Raw genomic sequence first — 20770 nt, 5'->3', positions numbered from 1 at the left:
TTCTGTAAACTCTTGCGATGAATATGTCCCGGTGGAACAAGGGCAATAACCAGAAAGTCTGACCCGCCGGAACGCCAATCAAAGAGGTCATGATGAGTACAGAGATTAAAACTCAGGTCGTGGTACTTGGGGCTGGCCCTGCAGGCTACTCTGCAGCCTTCCGTTGCGCTGATTTAGGTCTGGAGACCGTCATCGTTGAGCGTTTCAGCACCCTTGGTGGTGTTTGTCTGAACGTCGGTTGTATCCCTTCGAAAGCGTTGCTGCACGTCGCGAAAGTGATTGAAGAAGCCAAAGCGCTGGAAGAACACGGTATCGTATTTGGTAAACCTACCACTGATATCGACAAGATTCGTTCCTGGAAAGAGAAAGTCATCACTCAACTGACCGGTGGTCTGTCAGGTATGGCGAAGGGCCGCAAAGTTAAAGTGGTCACTGGTCTGGGTAAATTTACCGGTGCTAATACGCTGGTGGTTGAAGGTGAAAATGGCGCCACTACCATTAACTTCGACAATGCGATTATTGCTGCTGGCTCACGTCCGATCGAACTGCCATTTATTCCACATGAAGATCCACGCGTCTGGGACTCAACCGATGCACTGGAGCTGAAAGAAGTTCCTGAGCGTCTGCTGGTGATGGGCGGCGGGATTATCGGTCTGGAAATGGCGACCGTCTATCACGCGCTGGGTTCACAGATTGATGTGGTTGAAATGTTTGACCAGGTCATTCCGGCAGCGGATAAAGACGTGGTTAAAGTCTTTACCAAGCGTATCAGCAAGCAGTTTAACCTGATGCTGGAAACCAAAGTGACAGCGGTAGAAGCCAAAGAAGACGGTATCTATGTCACGATGGAAGGCAAAAAAGCGCCGGCAGAACCACAGCGTTATGATGCGGTGCTGGTGGCAATCGGTCGCGTACCAAACGGTAAGCTACTGGATGCGGGTCAGGCGGGCGTGGAAGTGGATGAGCGCGGCTTTATCCGTACCGATAAGCAGATGCGCACCAATGTGCCGCATATCTATGCGATCGGCGATATTGTCGGTCAGCCAATGCTGGCGCATAAAGGCGTGCACGAAGGCCACGTAGCGGCAGAAGTGATCTCCGGTAAGAAGCACTACTTCGATCCGAAAGTGATTCCTTCCATCGCTTACACTGAGCCAGAAGTTGCCTGGGTTGGTCTGACTGAGAAAGAAGCGAAAGAGAAAGGCATCAGCTATGAAGTTTCCACTTTCCCGTGGGCAGCTTCTGGTCGCGCCATCGCTTCCGATTGTGCAGACGGTATTACCAAACTGATTTTCGACAAAGAGACGCATCGTATTATCGGTGGCGCGATTGTCGGCACTAACGGCGGCGAGCTGCTGGGTGAGATCGGTCTGGCGATTGAGATGGGGTGTGATGCTGAAGATATCGCCCTGACCATTCATGCGCACCCAACGCTGCATGAATCTGTTGGCCTGGCGGCTGAGATCTTTGAAGGTAGTATTACTGACCTGCCAAACCCGAAAGCGAAAAAGAAATAAGTTTTCGTACTTCAGGTTGGATAAAAACGGCTCCTGAGTTCAGGAGCCGTTTTTTTAAATCTGGTAAATTAAAACCACTGTCCAAATTTGCGTATATAGAGCTGTTTCATCCCCTGGCTTAACAGGCAGTAACCCAGCAGGGTCGCCAGCAGCCATGGGAAGTAACTTACTGGCAGCGACTGCAAACCAAACCAGCTATTTATCGGTGAGAACGGTAAACCAATACCCATAATCACCACCAGCGCGGTGGTTAACATAATCGGCCAGGTCGCGCGCGCCTGAATAAAAGGTATCTTCTGAGTGCGCAACATATGCACCACCAGCGTTTGCGATAACAGCCCTTCAATAAACCAGCCGGACTGGAACAACGCCTGATGATCGGCACTGTTGGCGCCAAAAATATGCCACATCAGCGTAAAGGTGGTGATATCAAAGATTGAGGAGGTTGGCCCCATCCACAGCATAAAACGCCCGATATTTTTGGCATCCCATTTGCGTGGCTGGCGGACAAACTCCTTATCCATTTTGTCCCACGGTAGCGCCAGCTGCGAGATATCGTAAATCAGGTTCTGCAACAGCAGCTGAATCGCCAGCATCGGTAAAAACGGAATAAAGGCGCTGGCCACCAGAATGGAAAACACATTACCAAAGTTTGAACTGGCGGTGATATTCAGATACTTGATGATATTGCCAAAGGTCTGGCGGCCGATCAGTACCCCTTGCTCCAGCACCATCAGACTCTTCTCCAGCAGAATAATATCGGCGGACTGTCTGGCGATATCGGTCGCGCTGTCGACAGAAATCCCGACATCCGCCGCCCGCAGCGCCGCAGCATCATTAATGCCGTCACCAAGGAATCCGACGGTATGACCGTTCTCCTGCAACAGGGTCACCACCCGCTGTTTCTGCGCCGGGGTCAGTTTGGCAAAAATGGTATGCAGCTCCACCCTCGGTTTAAGCTGTTTATCGCTTAACTGCTCAATCTCATCACCCAGCAGCGGCACGCCGGGGTCAAGATCAAGATCACGACAGATTTTGGCGGTGATCAGCGGGTTATCACCAGTCAGCACTTTGATCTGCACGCCATTATCCTGCAGCGCGCGGATCGCTGCCGCTGCACTCTCTTTGGCCGGATCGAGGAAGGTCAGCATGCCGCACAGGGTTACATCGCGCTCATCATCCGGCGTCAGGCGCTGATGCCAGCCGCTGCTATGCAGCTTACGGGTAGCGATCAGCAGCACCCGATAACCCTGCTGATTGAACCCGGCGGCGCGCTGCAGTATTTCAGTACGCCATGCCTCATCCATCGCCACCACCTCAGCGTTGTGTTGCAGATGGGTGGTGATTGCCAGCATCTCTTCCACCGCGCCTTTGCAGATCAACTGATGCTGCCCCTGATCATCGCTGAGGGACACCGACAGACGGCGGCGGGTGAAATCAAACGGCAGTTCGTCGACTTTACGTAAAGTACGCGGTAAGTCGTCGTGCTGGCGTGCAAACGCCAGAACCGCGCGATCCATCAGATTCTTATGCCCGCTCTGGTGAAAACTGTTCAGCCACGCCAGTTCCAGTACCTGACGGCAGGGGCGGCCGAGAATATCCAGATGGTGCTCCAGCGCAATATGATCCTGCGTCAGGGTGCCGGTTTTGTCGGTACAAAGCACATCCATCGCGCCAAAGTTCTGAATAGCATTCAGCCGTTTGACCACCACTTTACGCCGTGCCATCGCCATTGCGCCTTTGGCCAGATTAGTACTGACAATCATTGGCAGCATCTCTGGCGTCAGACCAACCGCAACCGCAACGGCAAACAGGGTCGCATCCAGCCAGTCGCCTTTGGTTATGCCATTCAGCACCAGCACGATCGGCACCATAATGGCCATAAAGCGGATCAGCAACCAGCTGACGCTATTGACGCCACGGTCAAAAGAGGTGGGTGGGCGTTTGCCGATAATATTTTTCGCCAGCGAACCAAACCAGCTCTGAGAGCCAGTGGCGACCACCACCGCGGTGGCGTGGCCGCTGACCACATTAGTACCCATCAGGCAGATATTAACTAAGCCGGGCAGTGCGCCTTCGCCGATGCTGTGCGGCGTTGGCGTCAGCTCAGTCAGACAATATTTTTCCACCGGCAACGCTTCGCCAGTCAGCGCCGCCTGGCTGACCAGCAGGTCGTGTGATTCAATCAACTTGATATCGGCGGGAATAATATCGCCAGCCGACAGTGAGACAATATCTCCCGGCACCAGCTGCTGCTGATTAACGTAGATCCATTGTGGTTTGCTGCTATTGCCATGGCGGCGCAGGGTGGTGACCTGGGTGGACACCAGCGATTTCAGCGCATCGGCTGCCTGATTGGTGCGGAACTCCTGCCAGAAACGCAGTACACCGCTCAGGGTAATCATTATCAGCATAATGGTTACGCCAGTCAGATCGGTCTCTTCACCCTGCTGCGCCGGCAGCCAGTAGTCGGTGAAAAAACTGATACCGGCGAGACCCATCAGTACGAAAATAAACGGATTATTAAAAGCCATCAGCAGCTGAATCAAGGCGTGTGGCGCTTTCTCCTCTGCCACCTGGTTCAGGCCAAACTGTTGCAGACGCGCTGCCGCCTGGCGGGCGTTCAGCCCCTGCGGGCTGCTGTTAAGCGTGGCAAATGTGCTGTCGAGGCTCACCTGGGCCTCACTGGCAATTGGCCATACTTTAATGGGGCGGTTTTTACTCTGGCGGCGCGCTTGCTGCGCGGTATCGATCATTTGAGTCATCTGTTGCTACTCCAGATTCTATGCACGGCAATCTCTCTCAAATTGAGAGTGTCGTGAAAAAAAGAGTGCGTTGCAGATGGGAAAGGAACTAGCTCACTGCTCCCTTGCAACGCGGATTACGTTGCGTACTGGGGTGCTCGTCCATAGGGACTCCTTAACTGACAATGGTAATAACCTGAATAGCAGGATCGGAAACAGACAGCCGCGCGTCAGGCGCAGCCGATCGCAGGATGGGCATCAGCCCGGAGGAAAAAGGGTATGGTTAAATTTCAGTATCATAATGACTCGTCCGGGTAACAGTGGAGAAGCAGACGAGTTAACCGATCGCTGCTTGCCAGGGTGGCAAGCAACAGGCTTGCCTTAATGGGTTCGGTAATGGTCCAAAAAGGTTGCTCCACGTGATTAAACGACAGGCACTATACTCCCGACGTTTTGTGCTGTAAATCTCACTTCCTCAACCGCCAGTCAACGCATTGTCATTAATAACTGGCCGCCTTTGCGGCCAGGAACAGTGAAATTTACGGCTGTAGCAGATATTTCGGAAGCATTTCCGGCGTCAGTCCGGTTATACAATTAATATCATTTTGTGTAATGCCGGGAATGTCATGCAGGCGTTCATGCCATGTTGTCCACGGTTCACCAGGGCGGAAAGCATAATATCCCTCTGTCGATGAGTTAATCGCATCCCGGGTCATTTGCCCCGTGGGCGTTAGCTGTTTTCGCAGCGCTAAATGGGTATCAATTAACGAGCTGGTCTGGCCGCTTATTAGTACGCTTATTTGCAAAAAATCGTTTCCGTTCAGGCCGGCATCCATATCTGCCAGACGTTCTATCCATTTGAAAGGGGGTCGTTACCATAGGGCTTATGGGGACTCCATGCCTCTGAATTTAGCCTTTCCAGTAATTTTTTTCCGCTGTCCGATAAACCTGCTTTATGTGCCTTCCAAAGCCTTCTCAGCCAGAAACCATTGCCGCCGGTAATCAGTATCAAATCTTCTGTCGTAAGTTCCGGTTGTTGCTGGATTAACCTGCCTGCCCATTGATAACTGGTTTCACTCTCTTTCCAGGCATAATGACCCGGAGCGGTTGAGTCGAGAATTTGTATAATTTCCAGCCCGTGAGAACTAAGCGCGGTACTAAAATTCTTTGGGAAATCGCGTATTTCATCTTCAGTAACACTTACCAGCGCTATAATATCGGTTTCTGTTAGCAGTAATGCATATTTGCGTGCCATGAGCAGCAGTTCTCTGATTCTTATAATCGGCATCGATGAGCTATTGAGTTTTATTTTTTTGCTGTTGATTAAATTTTCCATTTTCTCACCATCGCCGGAAAGATCGCGTAGCGTGATAACAACGGGCTTTGTCGGGGGGCGGGAAGGCTTAGCGGTAAGCTTAAGCGGTCGCACAGGGGGGGGATTTGCCGCCCGGGATGGCCCGGCAACCGCGGGGAAATTATCGCACGGGGGCGGCAGGCGCGGTAGCGGTAATAGCGCTGAAAAATGGTGACCAATATTCAGGATATGTACCTCGCGCGCATTGTCGTCAAAGGAACCCAGAGTATCCTGAGATGATATGCCGGGGAGAAAGCGATAATTGATGACGCGTAATGGCTGTCTTTGACGCGCGATTAAATCCTGATTAAGCATATCCACGAATGCCGCCGCCGCGCCCGAAGGCTTGAATGCGATAATGCCGTCGGCAAGAAACCCCTGTGCATGCCCCAGCCAGCCTCGCTGTACCAGCCGCTGACGATATTTGTTTACCTTTGCGCTTAGCCGGAAGCTTTGTGAGTAATCATGTGTTGCCAGCTGTAGCAAGGCGATCAGCAGCGAATTGTTATAATCAGTGCCGGTTTTGGCGTCGTTAGGCAACTGACTCCAGCCATTGCCGTTGAGAAACTGCTCGACGCGCATATCATTCGCTGGCCGGACAAGATCAAGTTTTTGCTGGAGAACCTGAATGGCGCCCCGGAGGTTTGCCACCGGTCGCGGGGCGGGCAACGAAGTGGTGGAAATTCGCTTTGGGCGCGGGTTGAACAGGAGATCGTCCTGTAAAAGTTTATTCGCCGGATAGCCTTGCTCAATCGCTGGCGTAAAACCAGTAAGAGTTCTGACCTCCTTTTCTGAAAGATAGTATGCATTCTCTGCCAGCCGGGAAACCCAATCCGGCCACTCTTCGCCTTGCTGATAACTTAATTCCCCCGAGGCCTTTGAGTGGATAAAATTCATCACTCGCCGCGCCGCATCAGATAATGGCTCCCTCGCCATTGTCTGAGTTTTTACCATTTCTTCGTTGCATCCTGTCAGCCTGCTGACGTCTCTATCGGTCAGAAGATGATTCATATTGCTAAGGCGTCGCGCCCATTCAAGGGGCGTTTCCCCGGCTAATTGTTTATAGGGATTCCAGCCAGAGGAGTCGTGCCATACTTTCAGCGCGATACCCGCCGCCGTCAGATGCTTATTCTCCAGCGGGGCTATTGCGCCTATATGGCGATAGAAATGAAGCGTTTGATTCCACGTTTGAGGCGCAAGTCCCGATGGGTGTTGCCGCAATTCCTGCTCAATGGTTGACAGAACGGGCGGTTCAGGCCGGGCGTCAGCCGCTAAAGGGAAGGCCGCGTATGACCGATGCTCGCTGTTTTGCAACACTGGCTCCGCATAGCCAGCTGCTGTCACTGCGCCTGGTGTTGGGACGGAAAAATCCTGGCTGCGTGGCGAAGGTGGCGGCGTAAACCACCGCGTCATATTTAACGAACTTTGACTCACCTGTGATGGTAGATGCCGCTGCGCTATATCAGCGGCAGAACGTGGGATATAAGTGCTTGACGCGATACTCCAGATATCAGGATTCCGGGTGATTTGGTTATTATTCATCGCAATGGCTCCCTGCCAGTTGTTACACAATCAAGTAAGATAGTTCTGAGTGCAAAGTGTAAACAGCTATCGGTAAAGCAGCGGAAACATCAGCAAAAGTGAGCGATTTTTGATGGTAAGGTGAAATTGGTAATGAAATGCCGTCGTTCTGACCGTGAAAAATGGCATTTTGCCCGGCTGTGGCCCGCATTCAGCAGGTTTATCCGGTGAATGTTGCAACCCGCCGAATAATGTTGCTTTTTTGTAAACAGATTAACAAGCAAACTAATTCCTGATATGCTGGCACCCGCGAAACCGGGCACCTTACCCTATGCAAAACCCGTACATGGATGGTTAATCACGTCGACGTGAAAAAGGTGGCCGGAAAGCCAAATACAATGAGAGCGAGGAGAACGTCGTGCTAGAAGAATACCGTAAGCACGTTGCCGAGCGTGCTGCCCAGGGGATTGTTCCTAAACCGTTAGATGCTTCCCAAATGGCCGCGCTGGTTGAACTGCTAAAAAACCCACCCGCAGGTGAAGAAGAATTTCTGTCCGATCTGCTAATTAACCGAGTCCCGCCCGGCGTTGATGAAGCGGCCTATGTCAAAGCGGGTTTCCTCGCGGCCATTGCCAAACGTGAAGCAACCTCTCCTCTGGTTTCGCCTGAAAAAGCGGTGGAACTGCTGGGCACCATGCAGGGTGGTTACAATATCCATCCGCTGATTGATGCCCTCGATGATGAAACGCTGGCACCGATTGCCGCCAAAGCGTTGTCCCACACGCTGCTGATGTTTGATAGTTTCTACGATGTTGAAGAGAAAGCCAAAGCGGGTAACCCGCACGCCAGACAGGTTGTACAAGCCTGGGCTGATGCTGACTGGTATCTCTCGCGTCCGGAACTGGCGGCAAAAATCACCGTCACCGTCTTTAAAGTCACCGGCGAAACCAATACCGATGATCTCTCTCCGGCACCAGATGCCTGGTCGCGCCCGGATATTCCACTGCATGCGCTGGCAATGCTGAAAAACGCCCGTGAAGGCATCGAACCTGACGAGGCGGGTAACGTCGGCCCGATTAAGCAGATCGAAGCGCTGAATCAGAAAGGTTTCCCGCTGGCTTACGTCGGTGACGTGGTCGGTACCGGTTCATCACGTAAATCCGCCACCAACTCGGTGCTGTGGTTTATGGGTGATGATCTGCCGTTTGTGCCGAACAAAAAAGGCGGCGGCGTGGTGCTGGGCGGTAAAATTGCGCCGATCTTCTTTAACACCATGGAAGATGCCGGTGCACTGCCGATTGAAGTGGATGTCGATAACCTGAATACCGGCGACGTCATCGATATCTATCCGTATAAGGGCGAAGTGCGTAGCCATGACACCGATGAGGTGCTGGCGAACTTCGAACTGAAAACCGAAGTGCTGCTGGATGAAGTGCGTGCCGGTGGCCGTATTCCGCTGATTATCGGTCGTGGTCTGACGACCAAAGCGCGTGAATCACTGGGCCTGCCGGTAAGCGACGTATTCCGCATCGCGAAAGACGTGGCAGAGAGCAGCCGTGGCTTCTCGCTGGCACAGAAAATGGTTGGCCGCGCCTGCGGTACCGACGGCGTGCGCCCTGGTCAGTATTGCGAACCGAAAATGACCTCGGTAGGCTCGCAGGATACAACCGGCCCGATGACCCGTGATGAACTGAAAGACCTCGCCTGCCTCGGTTTCTCCGCCGATCTGGTGATGCAGTCGTTCTGTCATACCGCAGCCTATCCGAAGCCGGTTGACGTCAGCACCCACCATACGCTGCCTGACTTTATTATGAACCGTGGCGGTGTTTCACTGCGTCCGGGCGACGGTATTATCCACAGCTGGCTGAACCGTATGCTGCTGCCGGACACCGTCGGCACCGGCGGTGACTCCCATACCCGTTTCCCAATTGGTATCTCGTTCCCGGCGGGGTCAGGTCTGGTGGCGTTTGCTGCTGCCACCGGCGTCATGCCGCTGGATATGCCGGAATCGGTGCTGGTACGCTTTAAAGGTAAAATGCAGCCGGGCATCACCCTGCGCGATCTGGTGCATGCGATCCCGCTGTACGCGATCAAAGCGGGTCTGCTGACGGTTGAGAAGAAAGGGAAGAAAAACATCTTCTCTGGCCGCATCCTTGAGATCGAAGGCTTGCCGGAGCTGAAAGTTGAGCAGGCATTTGAGCTGTCCGATGCTTCCGCTGAGCGTTCTGCGGCGGGCTGTACTATCAAGCTCGGCAAAGATCCGATTATCGAGTATCTGAACTCCAACGTAGTGCTGCTGAAGTGGATGATCTCCGAGGGTTATGGCGATCGCCGTACGCTGGAGCGTCGTATCCAGGGCATGCAGAAATGGCTGGAAGATCCACAGCTGCTGGAAGGCGATGCCGACGCGGAATACGCTGCGGTGATCGATATCGATCTGGCTGAGATCAAAGAGCCTATTCTCTGTGCGCCAAACGATCCTGATGATGCGCGTCTGCTGTCTGACGTGCAGGGTGAGAAGATCGATGAAGTGTTTATCGGTTCCTGCATGACCAACATTGGTCACTTCCGTGCAGCCGGTAAACTGCTGGATGCCCATAAAGGCCAGCTGCCAACCCGTCTGTGGGTGGCTCCGCCAACCAAGATGGATGCGGCGCAGCTGACCGAAGAGGGTTACTACAGCGTGTTTGGTAAGAGTGGTGCGCGTATTGAGATCCCGGGTTGCTCACTCTGTATGGGTAACCAGGCGCGCGTATCCGATGGTTCGACGGTGGTCTCCACCTCGACGCGTAACTTCCCGAACCGTTTGGGTAATGGCGCTAACGTCTTCCTGGCGTCAGCAGAGCTGGCTGCGGTAGCCTCACTGCTTGGCAAACTGCCAACGCCGGATGAGTATCAGCAGTTTATGGAGCAGGTGGATAAGACGGCGGTAGATACTTACCGTTATCTGAACTTTGACCAGCTTGGCCAGTACACCGATAAAGCTGATGGTGTGATTTTCCAGACCGCAGTGTAATCGGTTGTGGCGGGCGGCGAAAACGCCGCCGCTACAAAAGACCCCAGCCTGTAGGGGCGGCGTTCACGCCGCCCTTTGTTATTTCAAACCATTGCCCTCTCGATACTGCCAAAATTGATAAGTTTAGCTGCACATATTCTTTCCCAGAATAATCCATAATCCCCGCCTCGTTGCACTTCCTTACTTTAAAATTGTAATTATCGTGTTTATTCTATTAGGGTTTGTTAACGTACGTATCAATCACAACTTCATGGAAGGAGAAGAATAATGAATATTCCCGGTCAATCTGTGGAAATTAGCATGTTGAGTTATGATTTCGCGCACTGGATGGGAAAAGCAACAGGTGGTGATATCAATTTTAAAAAGCTTGCTGAGCAGCTGGATTGTAGCCGTGATTTCTTTCAGGTTGGCATTATCTATGATGATGGCGCGCAGCGCTGGATTAAAAAGTACCCTGGAAACTTATAAGATTATGAAGGCGGTGTCCGCTAAAAATGTCACTGAATGGTTTAAGGGGCTAACGCGTGCTGAGCGTAAGCGACTGACTGAAGAAATCATCCGTGCCCAAAATCCGGGTATATCAAATGCGGGGATTAAGGCTGCAATGATAGCAGGCCGTTATCCCAAACGTTTTCCTTCAGAATCAATTCTACGTCAGCTACAAAAAGAATTGTTAATTGCTATGAATAATACCGTCACTTTCGCGGGTAGTGCTGCAACAGGTACCATTCGTAATCCGCAAAACCTTAACAAGACCGGCCGCTATATCATTTCCACTATCCAGTCTTTCTCGTTTTAAAAGGATGATAATGTTATATAAAGCATTTCAGCAACGATTACATCATTGCCAGAAAAATGAGCTGGCCATCAGGGAGGCTAAGCCTGACAGGCTAAGGCAGATACAGGATGAGCTGAATAACAGCATTCATCAGTCGACTGGAATGTTCACCTTTACCATACCGCTGGTGCTCAGTACCTTTTTTATGATCCTCAGCCTTGCTATTGCACAGTATTCACTATGGGAAATGGTAACTCGTTTTCTGCAACTACCGTCAACCACAACGCTGATATTGGTAGTGATCAGCTCAGTGGTTTGCGCCATACTCTATATTATCCCACTTTTTGTTATGACAAAGGGGTATATGATCGGAGTTAAAGTCCATATCTGGTTGGCATGGTTCACGCTACTGATGGCTGGAGTGTATTTTGTAAATTATCTGCTTTGCGCAATAACCTCTGAAACTGGCTTTATCGCGCCGCTATTATCACTGGCATTTATCATTTTCAGCTTTGTAATAATTTGCTCTGAGCGCTTTTATTACTCGCTGCTGTTTGCACTCTGGTGTCGGGTAATGCGTAAGCTCGCCATAGTCCAGCGCTATGCCTGAGTCAGTGATGCAATTAAGCACGGCGAAAGACCCCAGCCTGTAGGGGCGGCGTTCACGCCGCCCTTTGCTTCAAACCATCATCTTCCGCAAAAATCCCAGACCACTTTCCTGCTGTAAATTCTCCAGCCGTTGCCAGATCTGATCATATCCGCGTAAACCTGCGCAGCAGTCAGCGAACTTCTGCTGCTTATCCGCAGCACTAAAGGGTTCTGCCAGTGAGCCTTTGGCGCTCAGGCGCTGAGCCGTTAACGTGCGGCCATCTTTTAGTATAATGGTGACTATATGCGGCAAATTACCCTGTTCGGCTTCTTCGTCGGCGCTCCAGCTGCTCATCGACACCCTTGCCAGCCTGGTGGCATCGGCCTGACGCTGCACCTGCTGTGGTGTGAAGTCAGCGACGCTGAGCATGCCTTTCTCCAGCATCACCGCCACGCAGTAATTCATCGAGAAACGCGCCTGCATCTCATCCTCTGGCTGCGCATAAGCCAGGTTGCGCAGATTGGAGATGCCGACTTTGGTGGTCACCGACTCGACATCTTCCGCGCTAAAAGCATGCAGCGCCTGCAAATCGGCAATCGCATCCAGAATCCGGTGCGTCGATCCGCAGCAGGGATGTTTTTTCGGCATCACACCAACGGTTTCGATCACATGCTGTGGCAGTGTTAACCAGCGCTGGATGCTTTCCGGCTGAAAACCGGCGCCATCAAACAGCTGATAAAATCCCATATCGCATTCGATAATATCCAGCCGCCCGGTCATCTCGCAGGCTGCCAGCTGAGCGGCATCTATCGCGTTACGTGCCGCCATGCCAGCATGAAACGGTTTTAACGGCGTGCCAAACTGGCCTTTAATCCCGCTGGCGAGGCTGACGGCAATCGACAGCGTGCGCGCAATACCGGCCTCATCAAGCCCTTTTAGCCAGGCGACGCCAGCCGCAGTGCCAATACAACCGATGGTCGAGGTGCCATGCCAGCCCGCCGTATAGTGCGCATTGCTGACCACTTCGCCGACAAACGCCTGCGCCTGTAAGCCGATCAGATAGGCTTCAGTCAGCGCTTTACCATCGCAATTCTCTTCCAGCGCTACCGCCAGCAGGGAAGGGACCAGTACTGCCGAAGCGTGGCTCATCCCTGGGCCAAAGTTGTCATCGTAATCAATCGCATGGGCGGCGGTGCCATTCAGCAGGGCAACAATCGCCGCTGGCTGACTTTCATAGTGCGCCCAGGCGCGCTGCACCGCTTGTGTGGAGAAATCGTCGCGTCCGGCATACAGACAGCCCAGCGTATCGGCGATCGCATCCTGCGCCAGCTGGCGCGCCTGTTCGCTAAACGCCGGGTGACGAACGCACCAGGCGGCAATGGTTTCAATCACACTCATACAACACCTCCGTTGTCACATTCATCCAGCAACAGCTGCAATAATTTTCCGATCTGAAAACGGTTTACTTCACGACCCGGCTGGTCAGTGTCGACCCGATGCACCACCACCATATCCAGCGTCGGTAGCACCAGGCAGAAGTGGCCGCCAGCGCCGCGCGCCGAATAGCTGCCCGCCGGTAATATCGCTTCCGGCCAGGCGACGCTATCGCGCGTCACCCACCACATATAGCCATAGGCGCCGCGATCGCCGGCGTGCGAAATCGGTGCGGTACTGGTGTTAACCCACGCCGCCGGAATAATGCTTTCTCCCTGCCATTGCCCCTGCTGCAAAAAAAGCTGGCCGAAGCGCGCCAGATCGCGCGTTGACAGGCGGAACGGGTAAGCCGCATGTTGCGATGACTCTCCCGGTTCCATCCAGCCATCCTGTTCCACGCGGAAATCTTCCATACCCACTGGTCGTGCAATACGCTGATCAAACGCCTGATGGATATCCTCGCCGGTCAGCTGCAACCAGGCCGTGCCAAGAGCATTAAAATCCCAGTTGCTGTAGCACCAGTTTTCCCCCGGCGCATGACGGTGACGCGCTGGTTTGATGCGCTTCATCCATGCGGTTTCATAATTGGCCGGATGATAGATGCCGGAACGCGCCGTCAGCAGGTCATACAGACAGGCCTGTTTTTCCACTGCCGATAAACCTTCACGATCGTCAATGCCCAGCGCCTGCAAGGTCAGCGACAGATCAATACGATCTTCCGCCACCGCCGGGCCATACAGCGCGCTGAGAAAGCTTTTGCGCATTGAGTGGCACTGAAAACGGTGGCTGAGATCGCCGACGGCAAACTGGCACTCGCCGTGTTGCAGCACCATCATCGCATCGGTATTAATGGTTTCCAGATAACGACGCAGCTTGATAAACATGCTTAAAGCTTCTCCTTAGCATTCACTGGCAGCAAGAAAACGCTGCGTATAGGCTTCGCGCGCATTGCCCTGACGCAGGGCATCGGCGCTTAACTCTTCCAGCAGCACGCCCTGATGCATAATCGCCACTCGCTGGCAGAGATGGGTCACCACCGCCAGGTCATGGGTGACCATCAGATAGGTCAGCTGGCGCTGTTTGCGCATCGTGGCAAGCAGGTTAAGGATCTCCGCCTGCACTGAAACGTCGAGCGCTGATGTCGGTTCATCAAGCAGCAGCACGGACGGCTCCATAATCAGCGCACGGGCAATCGCTACACGCTGGCGCTGGCCGCCGGAAAGCTGGTGCGGGTAGCGATAACGGAAAGCATCGCTCAGGCCGACCGCATGCAGCACATCGCTGATGCGCGACTCATGGCGATCGAGGCCGTGCAGCTGCAATGGCTCACGCAGCGCATTCCATACCATTTTGCGCGGATGCAGCGAGGCGTAAGGATCCTGAAATACCATCTGCACCTGGCGATAAAAGGCTTTATCGCGCACCGGCTGCTGCTCTTTGTTATCAAACAGAATGGCGCCCTGATAGTCGCTATTCAGACCGGCGAGGGCGCGCAGAATGGTGGATTTACCGCAGCCGGATTCACCAATCAGGCCATAGCTTTCACCTGCCGCCAGCGTAAAGCTGACATCGCTCACCACCTGGCGGCGCTGGCTGCCTTCACCAAAGGCGATATTCAGGCTGACCGCTTCAACACTGCGCTGTTGCGTGGGGATCGGGGTATTCATACGGCAACTCCATCACGCCAGGTCGGGCCGTTCAGCCAGGCGGCGTCACGGGTCGGCACACTGAGGGTTTCCACCGGCTGATGCAGCCGTGGCTGACTGGCAAGCAGCGCGCGGGTGTAGGGATGACAGGCATGTTCCAGCTGGCTGGCCTGAATCTCCTCAACTACGCGACCGGCATACATCACCAGCACGCGGTCGCAGAAGCGCGACACCAGATTAAGATCGTGAGTGATAAACAGCATGCCGGTATTACGGCGCGCCAGCAGTTCATCGAGGATACTCAACACCTGCTGACGCACGGTCACATCCAGCGCCGAAGTGGGTTCATCGGCGATAATCAGATCCGGCTCCGGGATCAGCATCATGGCGATCATCACACGCTGTCCCATACCGCCGGAAATCTCATGGGGATAGAGTTGATAAACTTTCTCCACCTCGCGAATATGCACCGACTCCAGCATCGCCAGCGCCCGATCGCGCGCCACGCTTTTGCTCGCCTGGGTATGCAGGCGATAAGCTTCGCTGATCTGATCGCCGATACGCATCAGCGGATTCAGCGAGAATTTGGGATCCTGCAGAATCATCGAAATGCGCCCGCCGCGGATCCCACGCATCTGCTTCTCACTGGCGGCCAGCAGATCGATATCGCCAAACTGCATTTTATCGGCGCTGACGCGCCCGATTTTCGGCGTCAGCTTCAGCAGCGCGCGGCAGGTTTGTGATTTGCCGGAGCCGGATTCGCCGACAATTGCCAGTTTTTCGCGGCCGACGCTGAAAGAGACATTGCGCACCGCATGGTGATCCTGATGCGCGCCCTTAAAAGTAATATTCAGGTTTTCCACCTGCAGCAGGGTGTCATTCATGGCGGAGATCCATTACGTCGCGCAGGCCGTCGCCAAGCAGGTTAAAGGCCAGACTGGTAAAAAGAATCGCTAAACCGGGGATGGCGGCAATCCAGCCATTGTTCAGCATAAACTCACGGCCGGAAGCCAGCATCGCGCCCCACTCCGGGCTGGGTGCTTGCGCGCCGAGTCCAAGGAAGCCGAGTCCGGCAGCGGTGAGGATAATCGCCGCCATATTCAGCGTGACGCGCACCACCACGGACGGCAGACACATCGGCATAATATGGCGCAGGATAATGTGCCACGATGATGCCCCCTGCAAACGTACTGCCGCGATATAGTCCATCTTGCGGATCGACAGGGTTTCGGCGCGCGCCAGCCGGGCAATCGGCGGCCAGGAGGAGAGTGAAATGGCGATAATCGCGTTATCAATGCCCGGACCCAGCGCGGCGACAAACGCCAGCGCCAGAATCAGGCTGGGAAAGGCGAGAAAAATATCCACCAGACGCATCAGCACGGTATCCACCCAGCCACCGAGGTAGCCCGCAGTAGTGCCGATAATCAGTCCCAGTGGGGTAATAATTACCGCCGTCAGTGCGGCGATATACAGTGTAATACGTGCGCCATGCAGCAGGCGGCTGTAGATATCGCGCCCCAGCTCATCGGTGCCGAGCCAGTGCTGCGCCGTCGGCGGCTGCAGACGGTTGGTCAGATCCTGGTTAAAGATATCGTGGGTGCTGAGCCAGGGGGCAAACAGCGCCGCCGCCAGCACCACCAGCAGCACCAGCAGACCAAACAGCGCCGAGTGGTTAGCGCAAAAACGCAGCCACTGTAGCCATATTTGCTGCATATGTGCCTGGAACGGTGAAGCTGGTATTGGCGCGCTAAGCCAGCTGCGTAACGCCGAACGCTGGCGCGTTGGCAGTGATTTATTTACCGAGTCGGTCATTGTCCCTCCTGACGCGTGCGGGGATCGAAAATACGGTACAGCAGGTCACAGATCAGATTGAGCACCACAAAGATCGCGCCGATCAGCAGCGTACAGCCGACCACCGCATTCATATCACCGGCCAGCAGCGCATTGGTGAGGTAGCGGCCAAAACCAGGCCAGGCAAACACCGTCTCGGTCAGCACCGCGCCTTCCAGCAGGGTGGCCCAGGAGAGCGCCACCACGGTCAAGGTCGGCACTGCAATATTGCGCAGCGCATGCACCCAGACGCAGCGCGCCCATGACAGTCCCTTTACGCGCGCGGTGATAATATATTCCTGTGAAAGCTGCTCAATCATAAAGCTGCGCACCATGCGGCTGATATAAGCCAGTGAGCTGAGGCCCAGAATCGACGCCGGCAAAATAATATGGCCGAAGACGTTCTTAAACACTTCCCAGTTACCGGCCAGCAAGCTGTCAATCAGCCAGAAGCCGGTCACCGGTTGCAGATCGAACTCATACATAAAGTCGATACGGCCTGGTCCGCCGATCCAGCCGAGTGAGGCATAGAACAGCAGCAGTCCCATCAGCCCCAGCCAGAAGTGCGGCGTGGAGTAACTCAGCAGGCCGATAAAGCGGATCACATGGTCAAACCATGAATTACGGTACATCGAGGAGAGCACCCCGGCCGGAATACCGAGGCCGACGCCAATGATTGCCGCCAGCGTCGCCAGCTCCAGCGTGGCCGGAAAGACGCGGGCGATATCCTGCGCCACTGGCTGGCTGGTGGTCAGGGCGGTGCCAAAGTTGAGATGGGCCAGCTGCCAGACGTAATCAATAAACTGTTTCCACAGCGGCTGATCGAGGCCCAGCAGATGGTACATCTTGTCATAAGCTTCCTGACCGGCGTTGTCGCCGATCACCGCGACTACCGGGTCGATCGGCAGCAGACGGCCAATAAAGAAGGTCAATGCCGCCAGCCCCAGCAGCGTACAGAAGATGGAGAGCGTGCCTTTCAGCAGCGCCCGCAGGCGGCGCCAGATCGGTGACGGTTCCAGGGTCATGTGTTGTTGCGGTAAAAGCTGCGACATGGGCGGCCTCCGTTATTTGCTTGCGGCGTTGTACCAGACGCGGAAGCCATTCCAGGTCCAGTTTTTCACCGTCGGGCTGATGCCGGCGGTGTTGTACATCTGGAACATAATCGCCATCGGTCCTTTCTGCATCACTTCACGTTGCAGATCGGCGTACATGGCGGTGCGCTTGCTGTCGTCCGGCTCCAGCAGTGCGGCTTCAACGGCTTTATTCATCTGCGGGTCGTAGTAAGCGGCGCGCCAGCTTGGATACTGCGTTGCACGCGCTTCTTTGCTGTTGTCCGGGTTAAACACCAGCCGCGAGGCGTTGCCGTAAGCATCCGGCACCGAGGTTTGCCATGCCATCATCACGCTCTGGAATTCACGCCCGCGTGCGCGGCTAAACAGCTGGGCATTGGCCATCCGCTCCAGTTTCAGCGTGACCCCGACTTTGGCGGCGTTCTGCTGAATGCTCTGGGCGATAGGTGCCGAGTGCGGCAGGGTGCCGAAAAAGACGGTGGAGGTGAAACCATTCGGATAACCGGCTTCGGTCAGCAGCTGTTTAGCTTTGGCCAGATCCAGTTTAAACGGCTGGCCCTCTTTGGCGTCCAGCGCGCCGAAAGCGCCGAGTTGCGCAAAACTGGCGCGCGGCACGCCGAGGTATGGCATGACGCTGTTGGCCAGACCGTCGTAATCGATCAGGTAGCGCATCGCCAGACGCACTTTCTCATTTTTGAAAATCGGGTCTTCGTTGTTAAAGCTCCAGAAGAACAGCTGCGGCTTGAGGGTTTTCTCCACTTTCACCTTGCCGCCTTCATCCAGCGTTTTCAGATCGTCCGCCGACAGGTCACGGGCAATATCGACATCGCCCTGCGTCAGCAGCAGGCGCTGGGTGCCGGTTTCCGCCACATGGCGGATCAGAATGCGCTTCAGTTTCGGCTGCTCACCCCAGTAGTTTGGCGTCGCCTGTAATACCACGCCCTCACCGGCGTTCCAGCGCGCCAGCTGATAAGGTCCGACGCAGGCGGTATGGGTGGAGAGATATTTATGACCGAAATCGCCATCCACCGCCTGCTTCTCCAGCAGTTTGCGATCGACCAGCGAGGAGACGTTATTGGCGGCAATCGCCTGTAGCACCAGATTGGTTGGATAGGCTTTGTCGAAGGTCAGCACCAGTGTGTTGTTATCCGGCGCGGTAATCACCTGATCGACGTTCTCTTTGGTAAAGCCGTACTCTTTGATCGCCGCGGCATTGCCATAGCCGAGTTTAACCACGCGTTGCAGTGACCACGCCAGGTCGCCCGCCGTTGCCGGAGATCCATCGGCAAACTTCATATTTTTTTGCAGATGAAAGGTAATGGTTTTACGGTCATCAGAGACATCCCAGCTCTGCGCCATATTCGGCACCACTTTCTTCTCATCTTTGACGTCAAAGTCCACCAGCGTATCGCAGGTGTTGGTATAGATTTCATTGGTGACCACTTCACCAATTTGCGCCGGATCCCAGGTGCTGATGGCGTCGATATTCCACGCCATTACCAGTGAGTCAGGCGGTGTTGCGGCCTGGCTGGCCGCGCTAAACGTGCCCGCCAAAACCAGTGCGGCGGCAATTGCATTCAGTTTGGTCATTATTATGCTCCAGAGGAAAAAGGAATCAGACTTCAGTTGGACGCGGTTGCACCGGTGGCTTCACTTCCGCCGGGATTGGGCATTGATAAGGGGTCTCACTGACCTGCTCGTAGTGGGCTTTTTTCACCTGCGCCAGCAGCACTTTGTCGGTCAGCACATCAATGGCGGTGGAGGCCATCACTTTGGCGACATGGGCCAGGCCTTTATGCGCGGCAGGCATTTTGCCCTGTGCGGTCAGCTGCCAGGAGTGGCCCGGCGTGGCAATCGCCATCGTCGGCACATGGGCCTGCACTGTCGGGATCACCCAGCTGACATCGCCAACGTCAGTGGAACCCATCATCACTTCACCCTGGGTATCAAGCGGGATGATAAAGTCGCTGAGCGGCTTAGGACTGGCGCGTTTTATGCCGGTTTTGCGGATATCGCTGGCGATCTCTTCCGCGCTTAGCGTCGCCTGAATCTCGGCGGCAAAGGCGAGGTCGGCGTCATCAAACTTGACGGTGCCCAGCTGTTCCAGATTGCGCTGCATCGCTTCTTCCAGCGGGCGGTTGCCCAGCAGATTGGAGACGGCGCTCATAATGCTGATTTCAACCTGGGTATCGGTCATCATCGCCGCGCCCTGCGCCACGCGTTTGACGCGCTCATTCAGATCGAACATCGCATGCACATCGCGTGAACGGATGGCGTAACGCACTGCGGCTTTCGCCTGCACCACGTTAGGCGCGATACCGCCAGAATCGAGCATCGCGTAGTGGATACGCGAATCCTGCGGCACATGCTCACGCAGGAACTGGACGCCGACATTCATCAGCTCGGCGGCATCCAGTGCGCTGCGGCCCAGATGCGGCGACGCGGCGGCATGCGAGGAGCGGCCGGTAAAGAAGAAGTCCATACGGGTATTGGCAAGGGATTGCGGTTTTGCTACTTCGTGATGGGCGCTGGGGTGCCAGGTAATTGCCACATCAACATTATCGAAAGCGCCTGCGCGCGCCATAAACGATTTTGCCGCGCCGCCTTCTTCGGCCGGACAGCCGTAGTAGCGTACGCGGCCTGGCGTGCCGGTCGCCGCCAGCCACTCTTTTAGCGCGGTGGCGGCCAGCATGGCGGCGGAACCTAACAGGTTATGGCCGCAACCGTGGCCCTGACCATTGCCTGGCAGCGGTGACGGATAAGCGACACCGGACTCCTGGCTCAGGCCGGGCAGGGCATCATATTCCCCCAGAATGGCGATAATCGGGCCGCCTTCACCGGCTTCGCCCATCACCGCCGTCGGGATCTCAGCGATATTCTCGGTCACGCGAAAACCCTGCTGTTTCAGCATCGCGGTATGTTCGGCCACTGAGCGGTACTCGGTATAACAGATCTCCGGCATGCCCCATACGCGGTCGCTCAGATCACAGAATTCAGTTTTATGCTCATCCACCAGATTCCAGACTAACTCTTTGTTTTGCATAATTGTCCCCAGAAATCGTTGTCAGGCGCGTGCGCGGCCCAGGACATTCAGAATGCGCGTGGGCGGCGGCAAAATACCAATGAGCTTTTCGCCTGTCCCATTCCAAAAATGCATAGTTTGCGGCTGGATTTGCGGGCGGCGATAACGCCGTCATTATAAATCGTGCCAATCATTGGGACGGGCGGGGAGAACGCCGCCCCTACATTCTTTTTGTCGGGGAGACGTTTT

The 20770-nt window shown here is 54.7% G+C and carries 17 protein-coding genes; 5 read left to right on the top strand and 12 right to left on the bottom strand.

Annotation, left to right across the window (positions count from 1 at the left end):
* Window positions 1–92: 92 nt before the first annotated feature.
* A complete protein-coding gene (gene lpdA, locus N5923_RS11915) occupies window positions 93–1517 on the top strand; it encodes a dihydrolipoyl dehydrogenase (protein WP_267140897.1) in 1425 nt (474 codons plus the stop codon).
* Between the two features lie 68 nt (window positions 1518–1585).
* On the opposite strand, the gene mgtA is transcribed toward lpdA, so the two are convergent.
* The 3 genes from mgtA to N5923_RS11900 form a co-directional block, all read right to left on the bottom strand.
* Window positions 1586–4282 carry a magnesium-translocating P-type ATPase gene (gene mgtA / locus N5923_RS11910; RefSeq protein WP_267140896.1) on the bottom strand — a complete coding sequence of 899 codons (2697 nt, stop codon included), beginning with the start codon at window positions 4280–4282 and terminating at the stop codon, window positions 1586–1588.
* Window positions 4283–4800: 518 nt separating this feature from the next.
* Entirely contained in the window at window positions 4801–5097 is a 297-nt protein-coding gene (locus tag N5923_RS11905; RefSeq protein ID WP_267140895.1) for a hypothetical protein, read from the bottom strand.
* A 14-nt stretch (window positions 5098–5111) separates the two neighbouring features.
* Complete coding sequence (locus N5923_RS11900) at window positions 5112–7157, bottom strand: hypothetical protein (protein ID WP_267140894.1); 2046 nt, start codon at window positions 7155–7157, stop codon at window positions 5112–5114.
* A 397-nt stretch (window positions 7158–7554) separates the two neighbouring features.
* On the opposite strand from N5923_RS11900, the gene acnB reads away from it, so the two are divergent.
* The 4 genes from acnB to N5923_RS11880 all read left to right on the top strand — a co-directional run bounded on the left by acnB (window position 7555) and on the right by N5923_RS11880 (window position 11540).
* Entirely contained in the window at window positions 7555–10152 is a 2598-nt protein-coding gene (gene acnB, locus N5923_RS11895; RefSeq protein WP_267140893.1) for a bifunctional aconitate hydratase 2/2-methylisocitrate dehydratase, read from the top strand.
* Between the two features lie 267 nt (window positions 10153–10419).
* On the top strand, window positions 10420–10620 hold the full coding sequence (locus tag N5923_RS11890) for a hypothetical protein (protein WP_267140892.1): 201 nt from the start codon (window positions 10420–10422) through the stop codon (window positions 10618–10620).
* The gene (locus N5923_RS11885) at window positions 10571–10951 is read left to right on the top strand and encodes a hypothetical protein (RefSeq protein WP_267140891.1); all 381 of its coding nucleotides are present in this window, start codon (window positions 10571–10573) and stop codon (window positions 10949–10951) included. Before N5923_RS11890 ends, N5923_RS11885 begins: the two co-directional genes overlap by 50 nt.
* 10 nt (window positions 10952–10961) lie before the next feature.
* Complete coding sequence (locus tag N5923_RS11880) at window positions 10962–11540, top strand: hypothetical protein (RefSeq protein ID WP_267140890.1); 579 nt, start codon at window positions 10962–10964, stop codon at window positions 11538–11540.
* Between the two features lie 69 nt (window positions 11541–11609).
* On the opposite strand, the gene N5923_RS11875 is transcribed toward N5923_RS11880, so the two are convergent.
* The 9 genes from N5923_RS11875 to N5923_RS11835 all read right to left on the bottom strand — a co-directional run.
* Window positions 11610–12917, bottom strand: coding sequence for an MmgE/PrpD family protein (locus tag N5923_RS11875; RefSeq protein ID WP_267140889.1), 1308 nt, complete (start codon window positions 12915–12917; stop codon window positions 11610–11612).
* Window positions 12914–13837 (bottom strand): serine hydrolase domain-containing protein, encoded by a 924-nt coding sequence (locus N5923_RS11870; protein ID WP_267140888.1) that lies wholly within the window; start codon window positions 13835–13837, stop codon window positions 12914–12916. The genes N5923_RS11875 and N5923_RS11870 overlap by 4 nt, the downstream gene beginning before the upstream one ends.
* 15 nt (window positions 13838–13852) lie before the next feature.
* Complete coding sequence (locus N5923_RS11865) at window positions 13853–14620, bottom strand: ABC transporter ATP-binding protein (RefSeq protein WP_267140887.1); 768 nt, start codon at window positions 14618–14620, stop codon at window positions 13853–13855.
* Entirely contained in the window at window positions 14617–15483 is an 867-nt protein-coding gene (locus N5923_RS11860) for an ABC transporter ATP-binding protein (protein ID WP_267140886.1), read from the bottom strand. The genes N5923_RS11865 and N5923_RS11860 overlap by 4 nt, the downstream gene beginning before the upstream one ends.
* Window positions 15476–16411 carry a nickel transporter permease gene (nikC, locus tag N5923_RS11855; RefSeq protein WP_267140885.1) on the bottom strand — a complete coding sequence of 312 codons (936 nt, stop codon included), beginning with the start codon at window positions 16409–16411 and terminating at the stop codon, window positions 15476–15478. The genes N5923_RS11860 and nikC overlap by 8 nt, the downstream gene beginning before the upstream one ends.
* A complete protein-coding gene (locus N5923_RS11850; RefSeq protein WP_267140884.1) occupies window positions 16408–17481 on the bottom strand; it encodes an ABC transporter permease in 1074 nt (357 codons plus the stop codon). Before N5923_RS11850 ends, nikC begins: the two co-directional genes overlap by 4 nt.
* A 12-nt stretch (window positions 17482–17493) precedes the next feature.
* Window positions 17494–19089: an ABC transporter substrate-binding protein gene (locus tag N5923_RS11845; RefSeq protein WP_267140883.1), complete on the bottom strand. Its 1596-nt coding sequence runs from the start codon at window positions 19087–19089 to the stop codon at window positions 17494–17496.
* A gap of 25 nt (window positions 19090–19114) precedes the next feature.
* Window positions 19115–20542, bottom strand: coding sequence for a M20 family metallopeptidase (locus tag N5923_RS11840; protein WP_267140882.1), 1428 nt, complete (start codon window positions 20540–20542; stop codon window positions 19115–19117).
* Between the two features lie 47 nt (window positions 20543–20589).
* Window positions 20590–20770: hypothetical protein (locus N5923_RS11835; RefSeq protein ID WP_267145236.1), on the bottom strand; the 181-nt coding region annotated here is incomplete at its 5' end.

The organism is Winslowiella arboricola (assembly GCF_025527015.1).
Lineage (GTDB): Bacteria > Pseudomonadota > Gammaproteobacteria > Enterobacterales > Enterobacteriaceae > Erwinia > Erwinia arboricola.
The sequence above is the reverse complement of the archived record's forward strand: the minus strand, read 5'-3'. Positions and strand labels throughout refer to the sequence as shown.